We start from the raw sequence: 26,621 nt of genomic DNA, 5'->3' as shown, positions 1-26,621 counted from the left end.
GCAGGTCTTGGGCTTGTCGGAAGGTTTTTCACCAGGCCTGTCGGGTAACATTGACGTTTTTGAGCGGTGTTGGCCATTTGGGCTGGCCCTTTTACCTGATCAACGACCGATCCGACCACAAACCGAACCGCCGTGCGCCTCAATTCCATCAAGCTTTCGGGCTTCAAATCGTTCGCCGAACCGACCAATTTCTTGCTGCCCGGGCAGCTGGTGGGCGTGGTCGGCCCCAACGGTTGCGGTAAATCCAACATCATGGACGCGGTGCGTTGGGTGTTGGGTGAATCCAAGGCGTCGGAGCTGCGTGGCGAGTCCATGCAGGACGTCATCTTTAACGGCACCACCACCCGCAAACCCGCCAGCCGCGCCAGTGTGGAATTGGTGTTTGACAACGCCGATCACCGCGCAGGCGGCCAGTGGGGCCAGTTTGCTGAAATCGCCGTCAAGCGCGTGCTGACCCGCGACGGCAACAGCAGTTATTACATCAACAACCAGCCGGTGCGCCGCCGGGACGTGCAAGACGTGTTTCTGGGCACGGGCCTCGGCCCACGCGCTTACGCCATCATCGGCCAAGGGACGATCAGCCGCATCATCGAGTCGCGCCCCGAGGAGCTGCGCTTGTTCCTGGAGGAAGCCGCAGGCGTGTCGAAATACAAAGAGCGCCGCCGCGAGACCGAAAACCGCCTGTCCGACACCCGCGAGAACCTGACTCGGGTGGACGACATCTTGCGGGAGCTGAACGCCAACCTGGAAAAGCTCGAAAAACAGGCCGAGGTGGCCCACCGCTACAACACCTTGCAGGCCGACAGCACGCTGAAACAGCACCAGCTGTGGTTTTTGAAGCGTCGTGACGCCGAGGCCGACCAAGGCCGCATGAAGTCCGACGTGGACCAGGCCGTGAATGCGCTGGAGTCGCGCATGGCCGATTTGCGCCATGTCGAGGCCGATCTGGAGACCATCCGCCAGGCGCATTACGCTGCGGGTGACCAGGTCAACCAGGCCCAAGGTGCTTTGTACGAGGCCAGCGCCGAAGTGGGGCGGCTGGAGGCCGAAATCCGCTTTGTGGTGGAAGGCCGCCAGCGCGCCGAGCAGCGTCTGCAGCAGTTGGTGGAGCAAACCGCCCAATGGGGCACCCGCAGCCAGGACGCCCAAGCTGAATTGGAAACCCTGGCTGAGCAAGCGGCCATGGCCGAAGACCAGAGCTTGACCCTGGCCGCCCAAGTCGAAGACCAGGCCATGGCCTTGCCCGATCTGGAAGAAGCCCTGCGCATAGCCCAAAACGATGCCACCGCCCAACGCGCCACCGTGGTGCAGGTGCAGCAGCAAATTGGTGTGCTGGCGGCGGAGCAGCGCAACGTCGAAGAGCAATCGCGCCAATTGGACACGCGGCGCGAACGCCTGCTGACCGACCGCAATGCCCTGGCAGCACCTGACGAGGCCCGGCTGAGCCAATTGCAAGAACAACTGGCCGAGGCCGAGGCCTTGTCGGCCGAGGCCGAAGCCCGCCTGCTGGACCTGCAAGAGCAGGTGCCCAGACTCGATGAAGACCGCCGCACGCGACAAAGCGCTGTGAACCAAGAATCGGCCAAACTGGCCGAGCTGAGCGCCCGCATCGAGGCGCTCAAGGCCTTGCAAGAAAAAGTGCGCACCGACGGCAAGCTCAAACCCTGGCTGGCCAAGCACGGCATGGACGGTCTGGAAGGTCTGTGGAGCCGCATCCACATCGAGCCGGGCTGGGAAAACGCCCTCGAATCCGCCCTGCGTGAGCGCCTGTCGGCCCTGGAAGTCTCGCGCTTGGACATGGTGCGTTCGTTTGCCAATGACGAGCCGCCCGCCAAACTGAGCTTTTTCACCCCGCCTTTGGCCGCCAAAGCCGCGCCGCGCAGTGGCTTGCCCGCGGGCTGCAAGCCTCTGGCCGAGTTGCTGCGTGTGCACGATGCCGGTTTGTCGGCCCTCTTGGCCGACTGGCTGCAAGGCTGCTACACCGCCCCCAATTTGGAAGACGCGCTGGCCTGGCGCAGCCAGCTGCATGCAGGTGAAACCCTGTTGGTGCAGGCTGGTCATGCGGTCGACCTCAACAGCGTGGTGTTTTATGCGCCTGACTCCGAGCAAGCGGGTCTCTTGGCCCGTGCGCAGGAGATTGAGAACCTGGAAAAGCAGCTGCGTGCCCAGACCCTGATTTCAGAAGAAAGCCGCAGCGCTCTGGTGCGGGCCGAAGCGGCCTATGCCGACGCCTCGCAGCGCCTGATCACCGTGCGCCGTGAAGCCAGCGAAAGCCAGTCGCGCACACACGAGCTGCAGGTCGAGACCCTGCGCCTGTCGCAGCTGGTGGCCCAGACCCGTGCCCGCAGCGAGCAAATCAACAACGACTTGGCCGAAATCGAGGCCTTGCTCGATGAGCTGCAAGAGCGCCGTGTCACTGCCGAAGCCCGCTTTGAAGAGCTGGACATGCAGCTGGCCGACACGCAAGAGCGTCACGCCCAGCTGGACGAACGTGTGATCGAGGCCGAGCGCAAGCTGGCCGAGTGCCGCGAGCAGCAGCGCAGCCTGGAGCGCCGGGCGCAAGAAGCCCAGTTTTCGCAGCGCAGCCTGGACGCCCGCCGCGCCGAACTCAACCGCACCATCGAGACGGCGCAGCAGCAAGTCACCAGCATCGATGCCGAAATGCAACGTGCGCGTGATGAACTCAGCCGCTTGACCGATGCCGCCGCCCAAGCCGGTTTGCAAAACGTGCTGGCCGTCAAGCTTGAGCGCGAGCAAGCGCTGGGCGCTTGCCGCAGCGCCTACGACGACCTGACCGCCAAACTGCGTGCCAGTGACGAGCGCCGTGTGAGTTTTGAGCGCGAACTCGACCCGCTGCGCCAACGCATCACCGATTTGCAGCTCAAGGAACAAGCCGCCCGTCTGGGCCTGGAGCAATACACCCAGCTGCTGGCCGATGCACAAGCCGATCTGGAGGCCGTGGCCGCTTCGATTGAGGCGGGTCAGGTACGTGTGACGGGTCTGCAAGGCGAGATCGACCGCATCCACCGCGAAATCACGGCCCTTGGCCCGGTCAACCTTGCGGCGCTGGAAGAGCTCACTACCTCGCGCGAGCGCAAAGTGTTCTTGGACTCGCAGTGCGCCGACTTGACCGATGCGATGAACACGCTCGAAGACGCGATCCGCAAGATCGACGCCGAAACCCGAGAGCTGCTGGGTGGCACCTTCAAGATCGTGAACGAACACTTCAGCCGCATGTTCCCCGAGCTGTTTGGGGGTGGCAATGCCCGCTTGGTCATGACCGGCGACGAGATTTTGGACGCAGGTGTGCAGGTGCTGGCGCAGCCGCCCGGCAAGAAGAACCAGACCATCCATTTGCTCTCGGGCGGTGAAAAAGCCCTGACGGCGATCGCGCTGGTGTTTGCGATTTTTCAGCTCAACCCGGCCCCGTTTTGCTTGCTGGACGAGGTGGACGCGCCGCTGGACGACGCCAACACCGAGCGCTACGCCAAGCTGGTGGCGGGCATGGGCAAAGAGACCCAGTTCCTGTTCATCAGCCACAACAAGATCGCCATGGAAATGGCCGAGCAGTTGATTGGCGTGACCATGCAGGAGCAGGGCGTTTCACGCATCGTGGCTGTGGACATGGAGTCCGCAGTGTCAATGGCCGACCTGGCCTGAGGAACTTATCTTGGAATCGATGAGCTCATTGCAGTTGAGTTTGGCCGCCATCGGGGCGCTCACCGTGGGGGCCGTGGTGGTCTACAACTATTGGACCTCGCGCAAAAACGCGCCGCGCCAGGCCGACCCTCACCGCGAGCCCTTGCACGAGCCCTCATCGCCTGCCATCGATCCCGTGCTCGACAACGACCCCGTTTCACCCGTCCAGGGTGACGGGCCGATCGAGCCGGTGCTCAAAGACACGTTCACTCACCTGAGCCAGCCCGATCGCAAAACTCAGCTCGATGCCCTGATCGATGTGTTGGCTCCGATCGAGGTGGACCAGCCGATATCGGGTGATGCGGCTTTGGCCGCTTTGCCCACCACGCGCCGTGTGGGCACCAAATTGTTCTCTGTGGAAGGCTGTGTCCAAGATACGGGCCATTGGGAGTCTTTGGTCGCGGGCCGGCGTTACACCGCATTCCAGGCGGGCGTGCAGTTGGCCAACCGGGTGGGCGCCCTCAACAACATCGAATTTTCTGAATTTGTGGTCAAAACGCAGGCCTTTGCCGATGCGCTGGGCGGCAGCGCCAGCTTCAGTGACATGCTCGAAGAGGTGGCGCGTGCCCGCGAACTGGACCAGTTTGCGAGTGTGCACGATGCTCAGCTGAGTTTCACACTCTGCGCCCGATCGGCTGCTTGGAGCCCGGGTTACATCCATCAACACGCGGCCCGGCTGGGTTTTGTGCCCGGTGTCATCCCGGGGCGGATGGTCATGCCCGCTGCTGTTCAAGGCCTGCCCCCTGTGCTTTCACTGACTTTTGACACCCATGCCGCAATGGCCGAAGACCCGGACTTGTCGGCCATTCGTTCTTTTGTGCTGAGCCTTGATGTGCCCCAGACAGCCCGAGAAGAAAAGCCTTATGAGCGCCTGCGTGAAGCTTCAGTCGCGCTGGCTTCTCAAATGGATGGTGTGGTGACCGATGGTGAAGGTCAAGTGCTCAGCGAAGCCACACTCGACCAGATTGGTGTGGACTTGCAGCAGCTCTACGACGCGTTGGATGCCCGCGAGCTCTCGGCGGGATCACCCCAAGCGCGTCGCCTCTTTTCTTGAATGGGGCCATCCGTGAGTCCCACCACGCCAGATCTCTTTGGCGACTTGTTTGCCGATTCACCGTCAGATTCGCCATCGGCCGAGACCCCTGCGAGTCGGGCGCAGGCCCTGCGACGCCAGCTGCACCACCATGCACACGCGTACTACACGCTCGATGCACCTGAAATCCCCGATGCCGAATACGACCGTCTGTTTCGCGAACTCCAGACGCTGGAGGCCAATCACCCGGAGCTGTTGACAGCCGATTCCCCCACTCAGCGGGTGGGCGGGGCTGTGCTCGATGCTTTCGCCCAGGTCACCCACCGGGTGCCCATGCTCAGCATCCGAACCGAAACCGACACCGAAGCCAGCGGAGCCAAGGCTTTTGACACCCGAATTCGCAAAGAATTGGGCTTGACGGAGACCGATCCAGCAGTCATCTATGTGGGCGAGCTCAAGTTTGATGGCTTGGCCATGAGCCTGAGGTATGAAAACGGCGTTTTGGTTCAGGCGGCCACCCGGGGAGATGGTGAAACGGGCGAAGAGGTCACGGCCAACATCCGAACCATCGGACAGATTCCACTGCGCTTGCCCAGCGATGCGCCTGCTGTCCTCGAAGTTCGGGGCGAGGTTTATATGCGCCGCGACGACTTCGAAGCGCTGAACGAGCGACAACGCCAACGCATTGCTGCAGGCACCAAGGGCGAAAAAACCTTTGTCAATCCACGCAACGCTGCCGCAGGTGCGGTGCGCCAACTCGATTCGGGCATTGCTGCCGAGCGGCCCTTGAGCTTTTTTGCGTATGGCTTGGGCGACATCACCCCCGCAAGTATTGGCGGCCCGCAATGGACAACTCACCATGACATGCTCATGCAGCTCAAGGCATGGGGCTTTCCAGTCGCTGATCAAACCGCCTGTGTTCAGGGTGCATCAGGCCTTGTTGCCTTTCACCAGCGCATTGCGGCCGAACGCGATGCTTTGCCTTACGACATCGATGGCGTGGTCTACAAAGTCAATGATTTGGCGCTTCAGACCCGCCTGGGCTTTGTGACCCGCGAGCCGCGCTGGGCCGTGGCGCACAAATACCCCGCGCAAGAGGAAATGACCACAGTGCAGGCGATCGATGTGCAGGTGGGGCGCACGGGCAAACTCACGCCCGTGGCCAAACTGGCGCCTGTGTTTGTCGGCGGTGTCACAGTGACCAATGCCACGCTGCACAACGAACTCGAAGCCCGCCGCAAGGATGTGCGGGTGGGCGACACGGTCATCGTGCGCCGTGCGGGCGATGTGATTCCTGAAGTGGTTTCGGTGGTGCTGGACCGCAGACCGCCGGATGCGGCGCAGTTCACCATGATGACCCACTGCCCCGTGTGCGGCAGTTTGGCCGAGCGCGAAGAGGGTGAGGCCGATCACCGTTGCACGGGGGGCCTGTATTGCAGCGCCCAGCGCAAGCAGGCGGTCTGGCACTTTGCACACCGCCGCGCCATGGATGTGGACGGTCTGGGCGACAAACTGGTCGACCAACTGGTCGACGCCGGACATGTCAACACCCTGGCTGACCTCTATCACTTGAAACTGGACACGCTCTCGAACATGGACCGCATGGCCGAGAAATCGGCGGTGAACCTGCTTGCAGCGTTGGAGAAATCCAAAACCACCACGCTGGGCCGTTTCATCTTCAGCTTGGGCATCCGGCATGTGGGCGAAGCCACCGCCAAAGAACTGGCCAGGCATTTCGGTCAGCTTGACGCGATCATGGTTGCCAGCGAAGACGCGCTGTTGCAAGTGGCCGATGTGGGGCCTGTGGTGGCGCACAGCATCCACACTTTTTTCGCCCAGCCCCACAACCGCGAGGTGGTCCAAGCCTTGCGCGACGCGGGTGTCACTTGGCCAGAGGGCGAGGCGCTGGCGCCCACCGAAATGCCACTGGCGGGCACCACGGTGGTGTTGACCGGTTCGCTGCCAAGCATGGGGCGCGATGAGGCCAAAGAAAAACTTGAAGCCTTGGGGGCCAAGGTGGCCGGTTCTGTGAGCAAGAAAACCCACTATGTGGTGGCGGGTGCCGATGCAGGCAGCAAACTCGACAAGGCGCAGGCCTTGGGTGTGCCCGTGCTGGACGACGCGGGATTGGCGCTGCTGCTGGCAGGCCAAAGACCCTAGCGTTCAGGCCAGGTGCTTGTTTGTACCTGCCGCCTTGACGATCAGGCTGAGAAAATTTCCAACAAGCGGTCCAAACCCCCTTCGTGGATGGCCACCATGGCTTGCTCGCGCACCTTGGGTTTGGCGTGGTAAGCCACGGACAACCCGGCCACGCCCATCATCGGCAGGTCGTTGGCGCCGTCTCCCATGGCAATGCTCTGACTGGGTGAGATCCCCATCATTTGGCAAGTTTCCAGCAGGGTTTTGCGTTTTTCTTCGCCATCGCAAATGTCGCCCCAGACTTGGTCCACCAAGCGTCCGGTGAGCACGCCATTGGCCACTTCCAACACGTTCGAACGTGTCCAGTCGATGCCCAGCACATCGCGCACATGGTCGGTGAAATAAGTGAAACCACCCGATACCAAAAGTACTTTCATCCCTGCCGCTTTGCAGTGCTTCACCAAATCGGCAGCGCCTGGGTTCAGGCGCAGACGCTGTGTCAGCACCTCTTGCATGTGGGCCACCGTCACACCTTGGAGCAAGGCCACGCGCTGACGCAAGCTCTCTTTGTAATCGGCGATCTCACCACGCATGGCCGCTTCGGTGATCGCAGCCACCTCGCTTTTGCGACCGGCTGCATCGGCAATCTCGTCGACACATTCGATGTTGATCAAGGTCGAGTCCATGTCAAAGGCAATCAATTTGAATTGCGACAGGGAAAGTGGGGCGTTGAAGCCTTGAATGGTGAGGCCGGGGGCGAATTCGGTGGCTTGGGTCATCACGTCCATCAGATGCATTTGAAAAGGGGCTCAGCTTAACCAGTTTTGTCCTTACAGGCGGACCTTTCCACCTGATTGCGCTGCGTTTTGAGGAAAAAATGCAACCCAGTGATCCGCACGTCAACGAGGCTCAGTGTGAGGTTGCTTTTGTCCAAAGCAAGTGTTTTTCGTCTAATAAAATGTTATATTTAAAGATTCAATATCATTTGTAAAATGATAAAATTGTAAACTTATAGTACTCCATTTGGCTAGTTTACAGAAATCCACCATCAAGCATGATGACGACATAGAGTTTCAGATCAATTTGTGGCTCTAAGTTTATGAATTCATGTAAGTTTTTGTGGAGGTTACTGTGGATAAATCAAGTTTTCTAGGATCTGTCTTGAAGGTCCTGGCCCAAAGAGTCACCCGAACTGTTCTGACGGTTTATGTCTTGGTTGCTGCAGCCAACTCTGCGTTGGCGCAATCATCGGACTCTCGGGTCAACATCGATGCCTTTGGCGAGTTGTTCACGACAGCTTTGGCTGCACCGGCAAACCAAACCAGGGTTTTTGTATTTCGCAACAACCAGGCCCCCAACAGCAAGCCCGTCAACATTTACCTGAATGGACAGTACCACGCGTCCTTGCTGCGTGGTGGTTTTTCAGAGTTTTGTGCCGCACCCGGGTTCGTCAACATCAAGGCGGCACTTGACGACGCCTCCAGACTGCACACCAGCAAGCTGGATGCAGGACAACGCTTGGAACTCAAAGCGGGTCAAACCATTTTTCTGAAGGTGGATGAGAGCACTTCACCTGCGATTGGGTTGCTCAGTGGCACAGCGGCTCAAGCCAAAGCTGACATTGAAGGCACACGTCGCCAAATCCACACGATTTCGCGTGCCAAGGCCGCATTGACCTGTGGGCAACCAGCCGCTGTTGCTGCTGTGGCCCCACCAGCAGCGCCCAAACCCCCAGTGCCGCGCGAATATGCACTGGAAACCGATGCACTGTTTGAATTCGGCAAAGCAGAAATCCGCGCATCGGGCTACAACGCCATCGAGTCGTTGGTGCAGCGCCTGCTGCAGGACTTTTCCTCGGTGGAGCGCATTCGAGTGGTCGGCTATACGGATCCCATCGGATCTGCCGCCTTCAACAAGAAGCTCTCTCAGCAAAGAGCCGATGTGGTGGCACGTCAAATTGCCTCCAGAAACATCCCGATTGAGCGTGGCATCGAAGCCGAGGGCCGTGGCTCGATTGAGTTGGTCAAGACCGGCTGCGGCAACTCGCCCACCCCTGAAAACAAACTCTGCCATGCACCCAATCGCCGAGTCATGGTGGTCATCACCGGCGCGCGTCGTTGATCGTCATCCCCACTAACCCTATTTTTGAGAGACACATACCATGAGCAAGTCATACAAAATCAAAGTCAACCAAGGTGGCGGTGAGGCCAAGTTTGTGGACATTCCACAGGTGTCTGCCGGTGGTCAACCACTGGCCGTGAAAGCTGTGCCTGGCGGCAAATACCAATTGGTGGATGCGAGTACAGGTTACGGACCTGAAAACATCCGTGCCAGCCGTTCGGGTCAAAACCTCAAAGTTTTTTTTGAAGGCCGAACCCAGCCTGATTTGGTCATCGAAGACTATTACAAAGAAACGCCAGAGGGCTTCAACGGCCTCATTGGTGAGGCGGAGACAGGACGCTTTTATGAGTACATCCCTGAAACCGCAGCGGGCACGTCGGCCGTCCCTTTGTTGGCCGATGGCTCCAACCAGGTCGGTATGGCTTTGGGGGGGGCAGAAATCAATGCCTCTGGCGCTGCGGTAGGGGCACTGGTCGCGGCCGCTGGGTTAAATCCGCTCCTCTTGGCACCCTTAGCGCTTTTGGGGGCAGCAGGGGGAGGCGGTGGGGGTGGTGGAACGCCCGACACCACGCCCCCGGTCATCAAATCAGCCAAATTGCATGTCGATGATGACACCGGGGCCAAAGACAATGTCACCAGCGACAAAACGCCACGCATCACGGGTGAAACAGAACCCAATGCCAACGTGTCGGTCGAAGTTAACGGCAAGACCTACACAGGAACCGCAAATGGCAGTGGTGTGTTTGTCATCCAAGTGCCAGATGCCGATGCTTTGAAAGACGGTCCTTACACGCCCAAAGTGACGGCCACGGATGCGGCCAACAACAAATCGGCCGTGTTCGATGGCACACCGTTTAAGGTGGACACCAGCCCCGAGAAGAACGAACCTGACAACGATCCTAACGCGACTTCGGTGATTGACATTGTGAGCATCACGGTCGATTCAGGTCAGAACAAAACAGATTTCTATACCAATGACAACCAATTGTTGTTCAATGGCACATTGAAAAACTTCACCGACAACGGCGATTGGGTCAAGCTCGAACTGCGGGATCCCACCAGCAAGTTGATCGACACGGCTTATGTCAAACCTGTGGCCAATGGAAGCACTTGGGATTGGACATGGGACCGCAGTGCCCAAGACAAGCTGGTCGATGGCCAGTATTCCCTGACGGCAGTGGTGGTGGATGGCGCAGACAACATCGTGGGCTCTGGCAATACACGGGTCTCAGATGTTCAGGCCATCACCATTGATACTGTGGGACCACAAGGCAATAGGGGTTTGGCTATCGTTTCCATGTCAATGGATTCCGGTGTGGGTGGTGTCACCGATCCAAGCCGCACTGACTTTAAAACGAATGACAACACCCCCTCTTTTACGGGCAAACTCAGTGAAGGCTTACAAAGTGGCGAGAATATATTTATTCAGTTGATGAAAGGCAATGACGTTGTTGATTCTGGTTTTGCCACTGTGTCGGGCACAGGATGGACTTGGGCACCATCAACAACATTGCTGGATTCAACGTATAAATTAAACGCACAAGTCGTAGATGCTGCAGGCAATCCTGCAGTTACTGCAGGAAGTACAACCGTCATCCCACCTTCAAGCCAGGATGTTGTCATCGACACCAAAGGTTCGTCTGATGGAGACGATGGCAATAAAGGGCTGAAGACGACGGGCATCAGCCTGTCTACAGACACTGCAGGCGAACAAAAGACGAACAGCGACTTTGTGACGTCCGACGGAGCCAATAAAGATTCAGTAACCGGCAATGATGATGACAAGTTGACCTTTACTGGAACATTAAGCAGTGGCTTCACCAAAAACGGAGGCAAGGTTTGGGTTCAGATCATTGATGCCAATGGGGTGGCTAAATCGAATGCCTATGTGGAACCTGAGACTGTTAATTCGAACACCTGGAAGTATGAAAACCTTGTGCCTCTTGCTGAGGGGCAGTATGTGGCCAAGTCCATTTTGATGGACCATGTCGGCAACATCATCAGTGCTTCGGATCAGTCATTCGCAGTGGATATTACTATTTCTGACTGGACGCGATCTCAAAGTACGACTTCAGGACAAAATATTACGACATTCGATAATTTTTCATTTTCAATGAATGAGAGTGGAACCTATCGATTTGGGCCTAATGGCGAGCTAAAAAATTATAATGGTGGGAGTTTGATTTTTGATGCTGCTAATAAGGAATTCTCTACTGGTCAGTTTGTTCTTGATTTTTGGGATCAAGCAGGTAATCTCAGAAAGATTACCAACGAAGGTGGAACTTGGATTTTTGGTACAGCCGCCCCGGCAGTAGCACCGCAGCCAACGGATGCCACTTACTTGGCTTCTAAAGATTTTTCAGGTCTCAAGGCTGTTGGCACGGTTGGAAAGATTGATGTCTCCAGTAACTTTGACATGGCCTCGCTCTACGACGGCATCGACAGTGTGGCGGATAAAACGGCAGCCAACCACGTGGTTTTGTCCAACACATCCGATGTGATTTTGAATGTCAGCATGGGTGACGTCTTGGCCTTAGGCGTGACGAACAGTTTCAGTATTGCCGTCGGAGCCAACTCCCTTCACAAAGGGCAAACCCAAATGCGCATTGATGGTCAATCGGGCGATCAAGTGAACCTAGACGGTTTGGTGAATGGTGAAAAATGGGTCTGGACAGGCGGAGAAAACAGTACAAATTCACCTTTGGGAATTGGATCTGACACATACGATGTTTACACCAACACTGCTTTGGGAGTTGCCTTGTTTATCGACCAAGATGTCAAGGTCAATATTCTTTGATTGACCGTTCAAGGTGAATTTGTGAAAGCTTCTTTCAGTAAGGTGGTTGGTTTTTGGTTCACCTTGATGTCCATCACGCCCACTCAAGCCGATGGTTTGCTGGATTTCACCTTGTTCAGTCCACCCGAAGTTTCTCAGCGGCGTTTACCTGAGCCGGAGGTTAGTTGGCTGGTCAGGCCCAACGCCAGCAATTTCTGCCAACAGGCGCAGCCCAAGGACGGTTTTGTCAGCCGTCCTGAGGGCTGTGTTTATTGGCAAATCCAAGCCTCCCGTTGCACCATTGTGACCACGGGTCAAACCACGCATTCGCAGTTGGGGCATCTGTTCGTTCATTGTTTGCAGGCGCGTTGATGTTGTCTTGGATGACCCGTCTCCTGTCCGTATCCCGATCCCGTTATGGGGTTTGGGGGTGCGCGGCGTTGGTGGGCTTGTTCTTGTCGGGTTGCGAGACAACGACCATGCGGCCACCCCAAGTGGACACGGTGCGGTTCACACCTATGCCCGAATCCAACCGGGTGATTGCACAGCCCAAAATCAAATACCTGGTGCGTCAGGACGGTTATGAGTACTGCGCTCGCATCACGGGTATTCCCGTGACGCCTACTTCGAGACCCATGGCCTGTGCTTTTTGGAATGTCCGCAGAAAGGAATGCACGGTGGTCACCCCTTTGGTCACGGGTTACAACTATGTGGGTCACGAGCTGCGTCATTGTTTTGAGGGGGCTTTTCATGATTGAGCGGCCCGATTCTGCTGAGTGGTTGACCATGACACGGAGAAATTTTCTGACGGTTCCGCTGGCCTTGTGTGCATCAGCCCGCACTTTGCCGAGCTTGGCCCAAACACCTGAACTGGAGGGTGGCGTTTTGAGGGTTGGCGTATTGACCCATTACAAGCCCTTCAGTTTTGTCGAAGGGCAGTTGCAGGGCTTTGATGTCGATGTTCTCAGGCGGTTGGCGGCCATTTTGAAGGTGGAGCTAAAAATCCAGACAGAGGGCATGGCCACGTTGCAAAAAAAACTGAGTTCTGGGGAAATTTCGGTCATCGCCAATCAACTGCTGACCACACCGGAAAATCGCCGTCAGTTTGATTTTGTTCGTGGTTATGCCGCCAATCAGCTCGTCTGTGTACAACACGAAGATGACTCGCGCGATTTTTTGAGCCTGGACGATCTGCTGGGGAAAAAGCTGGGGGTGTTGGCCAATACGGGCGTAGAGGATCAGGCGCGCGGCGCTTTGGGCAAATCTGTGTTGTCTTTTGCCAGCATCGATTTGGCATTCAAGCAGTTGGCAGAGAAAAAATTGGATGCCGTCCTTGAAGAGAGTTTGATTGCGGACTTCTACATAGAACGGGATGCTTTGCCCATCAAGGTCACATCGCCTTTTGCGCCCCCGCTGTCGGCGGGTTGGGCTGTCCGCAAGGGCAACAGGGCATTGGCTCAGCGTTTGTCAGAGGCGGTTCAGACTTTGCTCAGCGATGGCTCGTTCAAAGCGATTTCAACCCGTTGGTTTGGCTACGACGTCAGTCGTCCCAATGTCAGTCATACGTCGTTGCCCCGTTAGGGTGGATTGGTGTCACGCCCGAGGTGGTTCAAAGATGTTCAGGATTCGGCGATCCCCATCCATGGCCAGTTCAAGCAGTTCAGAAAGTGACACGCATCCCATTTTTTCCAAGACTCGACTTCTGTGAAGTTTGACGGTGGATGCGGCTGAGCCGTTCAAGTTGGCAATTTCCTTGTTGCCATAGCCCTTGATCATCCACCAGCAAATTTCTCGTTCTTTGTCGGTCAAACTTGAAAACCGCTCCTGTGCATTTTTGGTCTTGATTCTTAGATGCAGTCCGGCGCGGTCCTTTTCCAGCGCCAAATCAATGGATTGCACCAAGACATGCAGACCAAAAGGTTTGAGCAAGAAGTCAACGGCCCCTTTTTTCATGGCTTCAATGATTTCAGCGGGTTGACTTTCGCCGGATATGAAAATGATGGGTGTGCTGCGGCCTTGGCGGATCAATTCAGTTTGCAGGCTCAGACCATTGGCTTCAGGCATGCAGATATCCAGCAAAATGACCGCTGGGCTGATGGGCAATGCGTCTCTGAGGAAGGCCGCTGGGTTTTCAAAGCTCTGTATGGAGTAACGTAAGGAGCTGAGACTGAAGGCTAGACTTCTGCGGATCGATGGATCGTCATCGATCAGATAGATGTGGCCTTTGAAGTCATCAAAATTCATTCATCACCCATGATTTATTGGTTGTACCGAAGTACAAATTTTATCGCTGTAAAACTTTAGCATCCAAATATTTGAATACTAAAGTTTAATTTGAGACCCAATCATTTCCAAACGCCTTGGATGGAATACCTGCATGAACTCTGAAGGATTAGGACCATTGACGGGCTTGCCCACCGATGGTCAGAGCATTTTGAGCCTGGCTGCACGCTCTTTGTTTGATGTGTTTGCCAATGCCAGTGAGGGCATGCTCTTGGTCGATCGTTCTGGGCGTGTGGTTTGGATCAATGACCATTACCGGCGTTACTTGCCGGCTTTGGGCTTCGAGAAAGAGGAGGATTTTGTAGGGCGACCCGTGGTCGAGGTCGTGCAAAACACCCAAATGGGGCAAGTGATGGAAACCGGAAAGCCCATCCTCATCGATTTGCTGACCAACCGCGCAGGCACATTTTTGGTCAGCCGTTTCCCTTTGCGTGATGACGCCGGGGTGGTCATTGGTGCTTTGGGTGTGGTGTTGTTTGAGCAACCAGAAACCAATTTGAAGCCCTTGATGGCGAAGTTTGCCTTGATGCAAAGGGAGCTGGACGAGGCACGCAATGCGCTGGCCGCGCAGCGAAGAACGGGGCCAGCTTTGCGTCAAGCTCGTCACAGTTTTGCCAGTTTTGTGGGGGCCAGTTCTGTGGTCGCCGATTTGAAACGCCAGGCCAGGCGAGCGGCCCAAACCCACAGTCCCGTGTTGCTGTTGGGAGAAACGGGCACAGGCAAAGAGTTGTTGGCCCATGCCATCCATGCCAGCTCGCCCCGTGCTAGGGGGCCTTTGGTCAGCATCAACATTGCGGCGGTGCCAGAAACTTTGTTGGAGGCGGAGTTTTTTGGGGTGGCGCCCGGCGCTTTCACTGGCGCTGATCGCAAGGGGCGGGAGGGAAAATTCAAGCTGGCCGATGGTGGCACCTTGTTTTTGGACGAGATCGGTGACATGCCCTTGGGCCTGCAGGCGAAGTTGCTGCGTGCCTTGCAAGAAGGTGAAGTTGAGCCCTTGGGCTCCAATCAATTGATGCCTTTTGATGTCCGGGTGATCGCAGCCACCTCGCGGGACTTGACCCAATTGGTTCGCGAAGGACTCTTTCGCGAGGACCTGTACTACCGGCTTAATGTCTTGCCTCTTCGGGTGCCAGCGCTCCGCGATCGTGCCTCGGACATCCCCCATTTGATCGAAGTCTTGTCGGAGGAGTTGGCTTTACGCAATGCAGTGCCTCAGCCGGAGTTCCAGAGCGAAGCGGTCGCTTTGCTGTCAGCACAACCCTTTCGCGGCAACGTCCGTGAACTTCGCAATGTGATTGAGCAGTTGTTGTTGCGGTGTGAAACCGGTTTAGTGGATGCGGCAGCCGTCGAAGCTGTTTTGCGTGAATCTGGACTGAGTCAAATTGTTCCGGCGCATAAAGAACTGGCGGGCTCCAGGCCCATGGGTTTTGCGCTGACAGATCACACTTTATCGGCAGAGCAATGGGCCTTGGCCCCCCGCATGCGTGCTTTAGAGGTGCAGGCGGTTCAGGAGGCATTGCGCCAGACCCGGGGCAATAAGGCGGCGGCGGCCCACTTGTTGGGTATATCTCGGGCCAAGCTGTACCAATGCTTGTCCTGATTTGTCTCAAAAAAATACATGTGTATTAATTTAATGCAACGTGGGTGTATTATTTTCATGCAGCCAGACTTGATTGGGTCTGAGTGAACGGTCTTTCGCCAGCATTCACAAGGGTTTTCAAGGCTGGGTTGTGCTCATGGCGGCTGGCATGCGATGTGCATGGTGTGTCAGTGCGCCGCAATCGTGCGCAAGATTTAAAAGGAGACCCCTCATGTTCCGTCGACACCTCATTTCTTTGGCCGCTCTGGCCATCTGCTCTGCTTGGATGCCCGCCGCGATGGCGCAAGGCAAAGACATCAAGATCGCGCACATTTACAGCAAGACGGGACCCCTGGAGGCCTACGGCAAACAGACCCAGACCGGTTTGATGATGGGCCTGGATTACGCGACCGGCGGCACCATGACCGTAGGCGGTCGCAAGATTGTGGTGATCGAAAAAGACGACCAAGGCAAGCCTGACTTGGGTAAGAACCTGTTGGCAGCAGCTTACGGCGATGACAAGGTGGACATCGCCGTGGGACCCACCGCTTCGCCTGTGGCGCTGGCCATGCTGCCAGTGGCCGAAGAATACAAAAAAATCCTGCTGGTCGAGCCCGCTGTGGCCGACTCGATCACCGGAGATAAGTGGAACAAATACATCTTCCGCACTGGCCGCAACAGCAGCCAAGATGCGATTGCCAACGCCGTGGCGGTGGACAAAGAGGGTGTGAGCATCGTGACGATGGCGCAAGACTCGGCCTTTGGTCGGGACGGCGTCAAGGCCTTCAAGGACGCGGTCAAAAAAGCCAAACTGGTCCATGAAGAATATCTGCCGCCCGCTACCACCGACTTCACCGCTGGTGCGCAGCGCATGATCGACAAGCTCAAGGGCCAGCCCGGCCGAAAGATCATCTTCATCATCTGGGCCGGTGGCAACCCCTTCAAGATCGCCGACATGGATTTGAAGCGTTACGGCATCGAGATCGCCACAGGCGGCAACATCCTGCCTGCGATGGTGGCCTACAAGCAGTTCCCGGGTATGGAAGGCGCGGCTTACTATTACTTCGGCATGCCCAAGAACCCGGTTAACGACGCCTTGGTGGCCTCGCATTACCAGCAGTTCAAATCGCCTCCTGACTTCTTCACCGCTGGGGGGTTCTCGGCTGCGATGGCCTTGGTCACAGCGCTGAAAAAGACCAACGGCGACACCAACACCAACAAGCTCATCAGCACCATGGAGGGCATGAGCTTTGACACGCCCAAGGGCAAGATGACCTTCCGCAAGGAAGACCACCAGGCCATGCAGAGCATGTACCACTTCAAGATCAAGGTTGACCCTGCGTTCGCCTGGGGCGTGCCCGAGCTGATCCGCGAGATCAAGCCCGAAGAGATGAACGTGCCGATCCGCAACAAACGCTGATTTCACGACGCACCATGCTGCAAACCCACAACCTGACCGTGCGGTTTGGCGGTCATGTGGCGGTCAATGCGGTCTCGTGCCGCTTTGAACCCGGCACGCTGACCGCCATCGTCGGCCCCAACGGGGCAGGCAAGACCACTTACTTCAACCTGATCTCGGGGCAGTTGCCTGCCTCCGAGGGCACGGTGCACCTGAACGGGCGGGAGCTGACGGGCTTGTCAACATCCGCACGGACCCGTGCAGGCCTGGGTCGGGCGTTTCAGCTGACCAACCTGTTTCCGAATTTGTCGGTGCTGGAGAACGTGCGTTTGGCGGTGCAGGCGACAAAGGAGGGCGCCCACCGCCGGGGCCTGAACCTGTGGAGCATCTGGAGCGACCACGCGGCTTTGACGAACCGCGCTTTGGAAATTCTGCAATCCGTGTCGATGACCGCGCAGCAAGACGCCCCCGTGGCGAGCCTGCCGCACGGTGACCAACGCAAGCTCGAAGTGGCGCTCTTAATGGCGCTCGAGCCCTCGGTCTACATGTTTGACGAGCCCACCGCAGGCATGAGCCACGACGAAGCGCCAGTGATCCTCGATTTGATCCGCCAGCTCAAAAAAGACAAGACCAAAACCATCTTGCTGGTCGAACACAAGATGGACGTGGTGCGCGAGCTGGCCGACCGCATCATCGTGCTGCACAACGGCTCTTTGGTGGCCGATGGCGAGCCGAACGAGGTGATCGCATCGCCCATCGTGCAAGAGGCTTATCTGGGCAAAGCGAGGGTGGCCGCATGAGCCAAGCCGACATGAACACAAATTTGCTGATCCTCGACGGCGTGCACACGCACATCGGGGCGTACCACATCCTGCACGGGGTGGATCTGGTGGTGCCGCGCGGCGAGCTCACCATGCTGCTGGGGCGCAACGGCGCGGGCAAGACCACCACGCTGCGCACCATCATGGGCCTGTGGCAAGCCTCTCAAGGGTGCATCAGTTTTGGCGGTGAAGACATCACGGCGCTCAACACACCCGCCATTGCCCAAAAGAACATCGCCTATGTGCCCGAAAACATGGGCATCTTCTCGGATCTGACCGTGAAAGAAAATATGTTGCTGGCCGCTCGCAGCGCCCAACATGCGGCGCAGATGGATGAGGCGCGGCTGCAGTGGATTTTCAAACTCTTCCCCGCTGTGGAGAAGTTCTGGAACCACCCTGCGGGCAAATTGTCTGGTGGGCAAAAGCAGATGCTGGCGGTGTCGCGGGCCATTGTGGAGCCGCGTGATCTGCTGATCATCGACGAGCCCAGCAAGGGCCTGGCCCCGGCCATCATTCAGAACATGATCGAGGCCTTCCAGCAACTCAAAGCCAGCGGCGTGACGATTTTGCTGGTGGAGCAAAACATCCATTTCGCCCAGCAGCTGGGCGACACCGTGGCCGTGATGGACAACGGCCGTGTGGTGCATTCGGGCCGCATGCAGGCGCTGGCCGAAGACACGGCCTTGCAGCAATCCTTGTTGGGACTGGCTTTATGAAATTCCTGCAAGACATCGATACCCGGCCTTTGCTGCTGGTGCCTGTGTTGGCGCTGTTGGCTTGGCCATTGATCGGTTCGGGCTCGACCTGGCTCACGCTGACCGTGGCGGGTCTGGCCATGGGCATGATCATTTTCATCATGGCCTCGGGCCTGACGCTGGTGTTTGGCCTGATGGACGTGCTGAACTTTGGCCATGGCCTGTTCATCGCACTGGGCGCTTTTGTGGCCACCAGCGTGCTGGGTGCCATGGGCGACTGGACCGGCTCGGGCGAGTGGTGGCGGAACATGCTGGCGGTGCTGCCCGCCATGGTTGTTGCGATGGCCGTCGCCGCAGCCGTGGGCTTGGCTTTTGAGCGCTTCATCGTGCGTCCTGTCTATGGTCAGCACCTCAAGCAGATCTTGATCACCATGGGCGGCATGATCATTGGCGAGGAACTCATCAAGGTCATTTGGGGCCCGCTGCAGATCGCCTTGCCTTTGCCCGAAGCCATGCGCGGTTCGGTGCTTTGGGGTGATGCGGCCATCGAGAAATACCGTCTGCTGGCCGTGGCCGTGGGCCTGGCCGTGTTCGCCGCCCAAATGTGGGTGCTGGGCCGCACCAAAATTGGCCTGCTGATTCGCGCAGGGGTGCAAGACCGCGAGATGGTTGAGTCGCTCGGCTACCGCATCCGCCGCCTGTTTGTGGGCGTATTTGTGGTGGGCAGCGCGCTGGCCGGGCTGGGCGGCGTCATGTGGGGTCTGTACCAGCAAAACGTGGTGCCGCAGATGGGCGCGCAGGTCAATGTGTTGATCTTCATTGTCATCATCATCGGCGGCTTGGGCTCGACCGGCGGGGCTTTGATCGGCGCTTTGTTGGTGGGCTTGATGGCCAACTACACCGGGTTTTTAGCCCCCAAGGTGGCCCTGTTTTCCAACATCGCGCTGATGGCGGCGATTTTGCTGTGGCGGCCGCAAGGGGTCTACCCCGTGGCCAACCGCTGAAGGGCAGGGCATGTTCAACCGTTTGATTTCCAATGACCTTCCGCGCAGCCGCTTGCTGGCGGCCGTGCTGCTGATGATTTTGTTGGGCTTGGCCTTTGCACCGTTTTTATTTCCGGGCGTCAAGGCGCTGTCGGTGGCGGCCAAGGTGCTGATTTTTGTGGTGCTGGTGGTGGGCTTTGATTTGTTGCTGGGCTACACCGGCATTGTGAGTTTTGCGCACACCATGTTCTTTGGCATCGGGGCCTATGGCATCGCCATAGCGTCCAACACCTGGGGGCCGACTTGGGGCTCTATCGGTTTGGGTTTTGTCCTGTCCATGGGCTTGACCTTGGTGTTTTCACTCGCCATTGGTTTGTTCTCTTTGCGTGTGCGGGCCATCTTTTTTGCCATGATCACTTTGGCCGTGGCGGCTGCTTTTCAGACCTTGGCCTCGCAGTTGTCGGACTTCACCGGGGGCGAAGACGGCTTGAGTTTCAAGCTGCCTGAGTTGCTGTCGCCCAGCACCGAGTTCAGTGACGAACCCTTTTTTGGGGTTTCGCTGGATGGTCGATTGCTGTCGTATTACCTGTTGTTTGTGCTGGCCTTGGGCATGCTTTTGGCCATGCTGCGCATCGTCAACTCGCCATTTGGGCGGGTGCTGCAGGCCATCCGAGAAAACGAGTTCCGGGCCGAAGCCATTGGCTACCGCGTGGTGGTGTACCGCACGCTGTCGAGTGTGCTGTCGGCGCTGTTTGCCTGTGTGGCCGGGGCCATGTTGGCCGTTTGGCTGCGCTACAACGGGCCGGACACCTCGCTCAGTTTTGAAATCATGATGGACGTGTTGCTCATTGTCGTCATTGGCGGCATGGGCACGGTGTACGGTGCGGCCATTGGTTCGGTGCTGTTTTTGCTGGCACAAAGCTATTTGCAAGACCTGTTGCGCCTGGCCAGTGAGTCGGCTGCGGCTTGGCCTTTGCTGTCGGCTTTGCTTTCGCCCGACCGTTGGTTGTTGTGGCTGGGGGTGTTGTTTGTGCTGTCGGTGTATTACTTTCCTACCGGGGTGGTGGGACGCTTGCGCGCACGCACCGCTTTGAAGCGGTCGGCCCCAAAGTCAGGCCTTGAGGAATCGGTATGAGCTTCACGTCCCAATACCTTTCATGCGCCGGTTTGGAAATCCATTACACCGACTGGGGCAAAGCCGAAAAAGGCACCGTCATCGCCTGGCATGGCCTGGCCCGCACCGGCCGCGACATGGACGAGCTGGCCGCACACCTGAGCGCACGAGGCTGGCGCGTGATTTGCCCCGACACGGTCGGGCGCGGCTTGTCGCAGTGGAGCGATGACCCCCAAAACGAATATTGCCTGGCCTTTTACGCCCGCTTGGCGCGAGAACTGATGGATGGCCTCCAATTGCGGGCCGTCCACTGGGTCGGCACGTCCATGGGCGGGGCGATTGGCACGGTGTGTGCCGCAGGCTTGGCAGAACCCTCGCTCAAGCACCGCATCTTGAGTTTGACCTTGAATGACAACGCGCCCGAGTTGTCTTCTGTGGCCATTGAGCGCATCAAAAATTATGCGGGCAGCCCGCCCAGCTTTACGACAGTGACCGAGTTGGAGGCTTTTTTTCGGCAGGTTTACCAGCCTTTTGGTTGGCTCAGTGACGCGCAATGGCGGCGCTTGACCGAGACCTCGGTGCGTCGCCTGCCCAATGGCCGCATCACACCCCATTACGACCCGGCCATGGCCTTGCAGCTGACGGTGCACCCTGACGACTATTTGATCTGGCCCCACTACGACGCCCTGAATTTGCCCGTGCTCTTGCTGCGCGGGGCCATGTCGGACTTGGTGTTGCCAGAAACCGCTGCCGAGATGCACCGCCGGGGCCCAGGTGGACGCGGTTTGCTCAAGCACATCGAAGTGCCCGGTTGTGGTCATGCCCCGGCGCTGAATGTGCTGCAACAACTCGAATGGGTGACCGACTTCATTGAGTCGGTGTGAACAGCACTTGAAGGTGAGGGTTCATGGGTGTTTTCACTCTTTTGGATGGATCGATAAGCCTGCAAAATAGCGGGATTCTTTTCTGGAGTACCCATGAAGGCATTCAAACTTTTGCCAATGCTGGCCTTGGTGGCCACCAGCGCCCAAGCCCAAAACCGCGAGGTCAATATCATCTGCTCGGCCCAAGCCGCTTGGTGCAGCATGATCGCGGTGACGTTTGAGAAAAGCCAAGGCATCAAGGTCAACATGACAGCCAAAGGCTCGGGCGAGGCGATTGCCCAGTTGGCCGCAGAAAAAGCCAATCCCAAGACCGACGTCTGGTTTGGTGGCACGGGTGACCCGCACCTGCAAGCGGCCGAGCAAAACCTGAGCCTTGAATACAAATCACCCACGCTGCCCAAGCTGCACGACTGGGCGCAAAAGCAAGCCGCGCAGTCGGGCTACAAAACCGTGGGTATTTATTCTGGCCCCTTGGGATTTGGCTACAACACCGAGTTGCTGGCCAAGAAAAAGCTGCCCGTACCCAAAACTTGGGGCGATCTGCTCAAGCCCGAATACAAAGGTGAAATCCAGTCGGCTAACCCAGCGTCGAGTGGCACGGCTTACACCATGATCGCCACTTTGGTCCAGCTCATGGGCGAAGAAAAGGCCTTTGAGTATTTGAAGGGCTTGCACAAAAACATTGGCACCTACACCCGCTCGGGCACCGGCCCCATCAAGGCGGTGGCGCGGGGCGAGACCGCCGTGTCCATCAGCTTTGTGCACGATGGCCCCGGCGAAAAAGCCCAAGGTTTCCCAATCGAAACCATCACCCCGGCCGACGGAACGGGCGCCGAGATCGGCTCCATGTCCATCGTGCGCGGCAGCCGCAACTTGGAAGCGGCCAAGAAGTTTTATGAGTGGGCCCTGACCCCCGCAGCGCAAGAGCTGGCGGCGGCCACCTTGCAGTTCCAGCTGCCCTCGCACAAAGAGGCCAAAGTCGATCCGCGTGTGCCGGACTTCCGCAGGATCAAGATGATCAACTACGACTACGCCAAATACGGCCAGACGGCCGAGCGACGCCGCCTGATCCAGCGCTGGGAAAAAGAAGTCAATTCGCTGCCGCGCTGATTGAAGGCCTGAGATGAATCCAGCGCTGCGTTTGCAGCGTGCATTACAAGGGTGGGTCGTGTTCGGCCTGCTCGGCTTTGCGCTGCTGCCTTGGTATTTCCTTCAACAAATGAGTTTGGCCGAGGCCATGCCCGGCATCTGGCTTGGCACGGGTGCCGGTGCCGAAACGGCCAGTGCCGCCGTGCAAGCGATGCACCACGGCCGGCCGTGGTTGTGGTCGGGCTTGGTGGGTTTGCTGCTGTGTGGCCTGGCTGTGCTGCGGCCCTGGCCAGCCCGACAGCAAGGCGGTTTGTTGTTATTGGGCAGTCTGCTGGGTTTGTTGGGCCTTTTGGGCAGTGGCTTTGTCATTGGGGCCATGGGTTGGGCCTTTGTATCGCTGGAATCCTTTTGGGGCGCACTGCCCACTGGCCAATACGGCATGGGCTGGGGCGCTGCCGTGGTCTTGCTCAGCCTGGTGGTTTTGCTGGGGGCGGCGCTGGCCCGCTTGGGCGCGTTTCGGGGTGATGTGTTTGTGGCTGCTGCCGTGGTGCTGTGCAGCGCCTTGCTGGCGCTGTTTGTGGTGTACCCGGTGCTGCGCTCTTTGGTGGCCGCTTGGGTGGACGACACCGGGGCTTATGCCTGGGGGCACTTGTTCGAGCGTGTGGCCACCGAGCGGGTGTGGGGCCTGGGCTGTGTGCAAGGGGCAGGGCGCTGCGGCGTGGCCTGGAACACCTTGTGGTTGGCCTTTCTCACCGCCACCGGCACTACGATCATGGGCACTATGCTGGCTTTGTGGGCCGAGCGGGGCGGCACGCGCTTGTCCAAGCCCCTCAACATTTTGGCCATGCTGCCCATCATCACACCGCCGTTTGTGGTGGGGCTGGGGCTGATCTTGTTGTTTGGCCGTGCGGGTCTGTTCAACCAAGGCTTGGAGTGGGCCTTAGGCATTGAGCCCGGGCGCTGGTTTTATGGGGTGTTTGGCATCTGGCTGGCGCAGATGTTCGCCTTCACGCCGATTGCTTTCATGATCATGCGTGGCGTGGTGCAGGGCGTGAGCCCCAGCATGGAAGAGGCCGCGCAGACCTTGCGTGCCAGCCGCATGAAAACCTTCTGGACGGTGACACTGCCCCTGCTCAAACCCGGGCTGGCCAACGCTTTTTTGGTCGGCTTCATCGAAAGCATGGCCGACTTTGGCAACCCGATCATCGTGGGCGGGCAATACGCGGTGCTGTCCACCGAAATCTTTTTTGCCATTGTGGGTGCGGCGCTGGACCCTGGCATGGCCGCTGCGCTGGCGCTGGTGCTGACGGCGTTTGCGCTGGCGGTGTTTTTTGTGCAGCGCCGGGTGCTCTCGGGCAGCAGTTTCACCACCGTGTCGGGCAAGGGCGATGCGGGCGTGGCCATGGCTTTGCCGCCAGCGGTGTTGCGCGTGTGCCGCAGCGTGGCGGGACCTTGGCTTTTGTTTACCGTGGTGGTGTACTTGTTTGCCTTTGCGGGCGGCTTTGTGCAGACCTGGGGGCGCGACTTCACTTTCACGCTGGCGCACTTCAAAACCGCTTTTGACGTGCAGATGGGTGAGTTTGGCTGGGTTTTTGCCGGCACGGCCTGGAAGTCGCTCTTCACCACGCTCAGCTTGTCGGCCATGGCCGCGCCCATTTGTGCTGGCTTGGGCTTGCTCATGGCCTGGCTGCTGGCCCGCACCGAGTTTCGGGGCAAGGCCGCGTTCGAGTTTTCGGCCTTGTTGACCTTCGCCATTCCGGGCACGGTGCTGGGCGTGAGTTACATCCTGGCCTTCAACGTGCCGCCGGTGGAGCTGACCGGCACTGGCTTGGTCATCGTGTTGTGTTTTGTGTTCCGCAATTTGCCGGTGGGCGTGCGGGCGGGCACGGCCGCCTTCAAGCAACTCGACCGGTCGCTCGACGAAGCCTCGCAAATGCTGCGGGCGAGCACGCTGACCACGCTGCGCCGGGTGGTGTTGCCGCTGCTCAAGCCCGCGCTGGTGGCGGCGTTGGTCTACAGCTTTGTGCGCTCGATGACCACGGTGTCGGCGGTGATCTTTTTGGTCACGGCGCAATACGAGCTGGCCACCACTTACATCATTGGTCGCGTGGGCAACGGCGACTACGGCGTGGCACTGGCTTATTGCACGGTGCTCATGGTGCTCATGTCGCTCATCACCTGGGGCATTCAAAAGCTGGTGGGCCAACGGCAGCTGGGACGGCGTGCTGCATCCACCTCGGCGGCTTGATACAAGGATTCAACACCATGGGCATTCAATTCAAACAAGTCACCAAACGGTATGGCAGCGCTGACTCGCCGCTGGTGGTGCAGGGCGTCGATTTTGTCGTGCCCAAGGGGAGCCTCACCACCATCCTCGGGCCGTCGGGCTGCGGCAAAACCACCACCTTGCGCATGATTGCTGGGCTGGAAGCACCCACGGGCGGGCAGATTTTGATCGACGGTGTGGACGTGACACATCTGGGCCCGTCCGAGCGCAATGTGAGCATGGTGTTCCAAAGCTACGCGCTGTTTCCGCACATGAACGTGATCGGCAACGTGCGCTATGGCTTGGATGTGAGCGGTGTGCACAAAACCGAAGCCTTGGAGCGTGCCCAAAAAAGCCTGGCTTTGGTGGGGCTGGCGGGCTACGAAGAGCGCCTGCCCAGTGAACTGTCGGGCGGTCAGCAGCAGCGTGTGGCCCTGGCCCGTGCTTTGGTGCTGGAGCCTTCGGTTTTGCTCTTTGACGAGCCGCTGTCCAACTTGGACGCCCGCTTGCGCCGGTCCATGCGCGACGAAATCCGCCACCTGCAGCAGCGCTTGGGCCTGACGGTGGCCTATGTCACGCACGACCAAAGCGAAGCTTTGGCCGTGAGCGACCAGATCATCGTCATGGAAGCCGGGCGCATCGCCCAAGCGGGCACGCCGCAAGACCTGTACGAACGGCCCGCATCGGCTTTTGTGGCCGGGTTCATGGGCGAGGCGGTGCTGTTTGACGGCCAATCGCTCGATGATGGTTCGGTGCAGGTGGGCCCTCTGCGCTTGTTACCACGCCACGCGGTGGCCCCGGGGGCAGCGCGTGCGGCGGTGCGGCCAGAGGCCTGGTTGGTCGGGCGCGAACTGTCAGGCGGGGAAAGATTGTCGGGCAGTTTGTCTGCACAGCTGCAGCAATGGTCGTACCTGGGCAGCTTTGTGGAGCTGACCTTTGCCACCGAGTTGGGTCCGGTGTTTGTGGTCTCGCCCGAGGTCGAGCGCGATTGGCGCATCGGCCAAGTGCTGGCCCTGAGTTTGCCGGGGCGGGGTGTTTCGGTGGTGTCGGTTTGAAAGAAAGTGCAGTCATGAGCCAAGACGTGGTGTTCGATTTGGGCGGTGTGGTGTTTCGCTGGCAGCCCTTGGTGCTGCTGCAAGCGCTTTTCCCTTCGCAAGTGCGCCATGAGGCCCAAGCCCGTGAATGGGCCAGCCAGATTTTTCAGACCTTTCACCCCGAGGCCGACTGGGCGCTGTTTGACCTGGGCCGCATTGAGCCCGAGCCACTGGCTCAACGCATCGCAGCCCGCACTGGTTTGGCCGAGGCCGATTTGCGGCACTTGATCGCCAACATTCCCCCGCACCTTCAGCCCATCCAAGGCACGGTCGACCTGATCCACGAGCTCAAAGCGCAAGGCCACCGTTTGTATTTTCTGTCCAACATGCCAGCGGGCTATGCCGAGTACTTGGTGCGGGTGAACCCCTTTTTCAGCCAGTTTGACGACGGCATTTTTTCTGCCCATGTGCAGCAGATCAAACCCCTGCCCGATATCTTTGCCACGGCGCAAAAGCGCTGGCCACTGCGCGGTCAACCCGTGTTCATTGACGATGTGCAGCACAACATCGACGCCGCAGAGCGGCACGGCTGGCAGGGCATTCGATTTGAAACGCCCGAGCAGGTGCGCTTGAACTTGTTAGAGCGGGGTGGGTTTTTGAAGTGATGGGTTTGAGCGCCGCGCGATCCAACCGCGCTGCGCAGCCA

At 58.4% G+C, this 26,621-nt stretch carries 21 protein-coding genes; 19 read left to right on the top strand and 2 right to left on the bottom strand.

Annotation, left to right across the window (positions count from 1 at the left end; translation table 11 throughout):
* Positions 1-132: 132 nt before the first annotated feature.
* From smc to ligA, 3 genes are read left to right on the top strand one after another with little or no spacing between them, the layout of a single operon-like run.
* On the top strand, positions 133-3,660 hold the full coding sequence (smc, locus tag L63ED372_RS07350) for a chromosome segregation protein SMC (protein WP_062404898.1): 3,528 nt from the start codon (positions 133-135) through the stop codon (positions 3,658-3,660).
* Positions 3,661-3,679: 19 nt separating this feature from the next.
* Positions 3,680-4,753, top strand: a complete 1,074-nt coding sequence (locus tag L63ED372_RS07345) for a cell division protein ZipA C-terminal FtsZ-binding domain-containing protein (protein ID WP_062404891.1) — start codon at positions 3,680-3,682, stop codon at positions 4,751-4,753.
* A complete protein-coding gene (gene ligA, locus L63ED372_RS07340; protein WP_082431625.1) occupies positions 4,754-6,892 on the top strand; it encodes an NAD-dependent DNA ligase LigA in 2,139 nt (712 codons plus the stop codon).
* Between the two features lie 41 nt (positions 6,893-6,933).
* Here the strand turns inward: ligA and serB are convergent, their stop codons facing one another.
* Positions 6,934-7,650 carry a phosphoserine phosphatase SerB gene (gene serB / locus L63ED372_RS07335; RefSeq protein WP_062407782.1) on the bottom strand — a complete coding sequence of 239 codons (717 nt, stop codon included), beginning with the start codon at positions 7,648-7,650 and terminating at the stop codon, positions 6,934-6,936.
* A 382-nt stretch (positions 7,651-8,032) separates the two neighbouring features.
* On the opposite strand from serB, the gene L63ED372_RS07330 reads away from it, so the two are divergent.
* From L63ED372_RS07330 to L63ED372_RS07310, 5 genes are all read left to right on the top strand, one after another.
* Positions 8,033-8,992 (top strand): OmpA family protein, encoded by a 960-nt coding sequence (locus L63ED372_RS07330; protein WP_197275336.1) that lies wholly within the window; start codon positions 8,033-8,035, stop codon positions 8,990-8,992.
* 40 nt (positions 8,993-9,032) lie between these two features.
* Positions 9,033-11,789 (top strand): Ig-like domain-containing protein, encoded by a 2,757-nt coding sequence (locus tag L63ED372_RS07325; RefSeq protein WP_062404887.1) that lies wholly within the window; start codon positions 9,033-9,035, stop codon positions 11,787-11,789.
* A 21-nt stretch (positions 11,790-11,810) separates the two neighbouring features.
* Entirely contained in the window at positions 11,811-12,140 is a 330-nt protein-coding gene (locus tag L63ED372_RS07320) for a hypothetical protein (RefSeq protein ID WP_197275335.1), read from the top strand.
* Between the two features lie 107 nt (positions 12,141-12,247).
* Positions 12,248-12,526, top strand: coding sequence for a hypothetical protein (locus tag L63ED372_RS16510; RefSeq protein ID WP_197275334.1), 279 nt, complete (start codon positions 12,248-12,250; stop codon positions 12,524-12,526).
* A complete protein-coding gene (locus tag L63ED372_RS07310; protein WP_062404880.1) occupies positions 12,519-13,349 on the top strand; it encodes a substrate-binding periplasmic protein in 831 nt (276 codons plus the stop codon). The genes L63ED372_RS16510 and L63ED372_RS07310 overlap by 8 nt, the downstream gene beginning before the upstream one ends.
* Before the next feature lie 12 nt (positions 13,350-13,361).
* On the opposite strand, the gene L63ED372_RS07305 is transcribed toward L63ED372_RS07310, so the two are convergent.
* A complete protein-coding gene (locus L63ED372_RS07305; protein WP_082431622.1) occupies positions 13,362-14,012 on the bottom strand; it encodes a response regulator transcription factor in 651 nt (216 codons plus the stop codon).
* A gap of 133 nt (positions 14,013-14,145) precedes the next feature.
* On the opposite strand from L63ED372_RS07305, the gene L63ED372_RS07300 reads away from it, so the two are divergent.
* The 11 genes from L63ED372_RS07300 to L63ED372_RS07250 all read left to right on the top strand — a co-directional run bounded on the left by L63ED372_RS07300 (position 14,146) and on the right by L63ED372_RS07250 (position 26,580).
* Positions 14,146-15,651: a sigma-54 interaction domain-containing protein gene (locus L63ED372_RS07300; RefSeq protein WP_062404876.1), complete on the top strand. Its 1,506-nt coding sequence runs from the start codon at positions 14,146-14,148 to the stop codon at positions 15,649-15,651.
* A gap of 211 nt (positions 15,652-15,862) precedes the next feature.
* Positions 15,863-17,050: a substrate-binding domain-containing protein gene (locus L63ED372_RS07295; protein ID WP_062404874.1), complete on the top strand. Its 1,188-nt coding sequence runs from the start codon at positions 15,863-15,865 to the stop codon at positions 17,048-17,050.
* A gap of 14 nt (positions 17,051-17,064) precedes the next feature.
* Complete coding sequence (locus tag L63ED372_RS07290; RefSeq protein WP_062404872.1) at positions 17,065-17,829, top strand: ABC transporter ATP-binding protein; 765 nt, start codon at positions 17,065-17,067, stop codon at positions 17,827-17,829.
* 11 nt (positions 17,830-17,840) lie between these two features.
* Positions 17,841-18,566 carry an ABC transporter ATP-binding protein gene (locus tag L63ED372_RS07285; RefSeq protein ID WP_062407780.1) on the top strand — a complete coding sequence of 242 codons (726 nt, stop codon included), beginning with the start codon at positions 17,841-17,843 and terminating at the stop codon, positions 18,564-18,566.
* Positions 18,563-19,549 (top strand): branched-chain amino acid ABC transporter permease, encoded by a 987-nt coding sequence (locus L63ED372_RS07280; RefSeq protein WP_062404870.1) that lies wholly within the window; start codon positions 18,563-18,565, stop codon positions 19,547-19,549. Before L63ED372_RS07285 ends, L63ED372_RS07280 begins: the two co-directional genes overlap by 4 nt.
* 10 nt (positions 19,550-19,559) lie before the next feature.
* Positions 19,560-20,663: a branched-chain amino acid ABC transporter permease gene (locus L63ED372_RS07275; RefSeq protein WP_062404868.1), complete on the top strand. Its 1,104-nt coding sequence runs from the start codon at positions 19,560-19,562 to the stop codon at positions 20,661-20,663.
* Positions 20,660-21,526 (top strand): alpha/beta fold hydrolase, encoded by an 867-nt coding sequence (locus tag L63ED372_RS07270; RefSeq protein ID WP_062404865.1) that lies wholly within the window; start codon positions 20,660-20,662, stop codon positions 21,524-21,526. Before L63ED372_RS07275 ends, L63ED372_RS07270 begins: the two co-directional genes overlap by 4 nt.
* Before the next feature lie 93 nt (positions 21,527-21,619).
* Complete coding sequence (locus L63ED372_RS07265; RefSeq protein ID WP_062404863.1) at positions 21,620-22,636, top strand: ABC transporter substrate-binding protein; 1,017 nt, start codon at positions 21,620-21,622, stop codon at positions 22,634-22,636.
* 13 nt (positions 22,637-22,649) lie between these two features.
* On the top strand, positions 22,650-24,863 hold the full coding sequence (locus L63ED372_RS07260) for an ABC transporter permease (protein ID WP_062404861.1): 2,214 nt from the start codon (positions 22,650-22,652) through the stop codon (positions 24,861-24,863).
* 17 nt (positions 24,864-24,880) lie between these two features.
* On the top strand, positions 24,881-25,936 hold the full coding sequence (locus L63ED372_RS07255) for an ABC transporter ATP-binding protein (protein WP_062404859.1): 1,056 nt from the start codon (positions 24,881-24,883) through the stop codon (positions 25,934-25,936).
* 14 nt (positions 25,937-25,950) lie between these two features.
* On the top strand, positions 25,951-26,580 hold the full coding sequence (locus L63ED372_RS07250) for an HAD-IA family hydrolase (protein WP_062404856.1): 630 nt from the start codon (positions 25,951-25,953) through the stop codon (positions 26,578-26,580).
* Positions 26,581-26,621 lie beyond the last annotated feature (41 nt).

It is taken from the genome of Limnohabitans sp. 63ED37-2 (genome assembly GCF_001412535.1).
GTDB lineage: Bacteria > Pseudomonadota > Gammaproteobacteria > Burkholderiales > Burkholderiaceae_C > Limnohabitans_A.
This window is presented reverse-complemented; position numbering and strand designations above follow the sequence as displayed.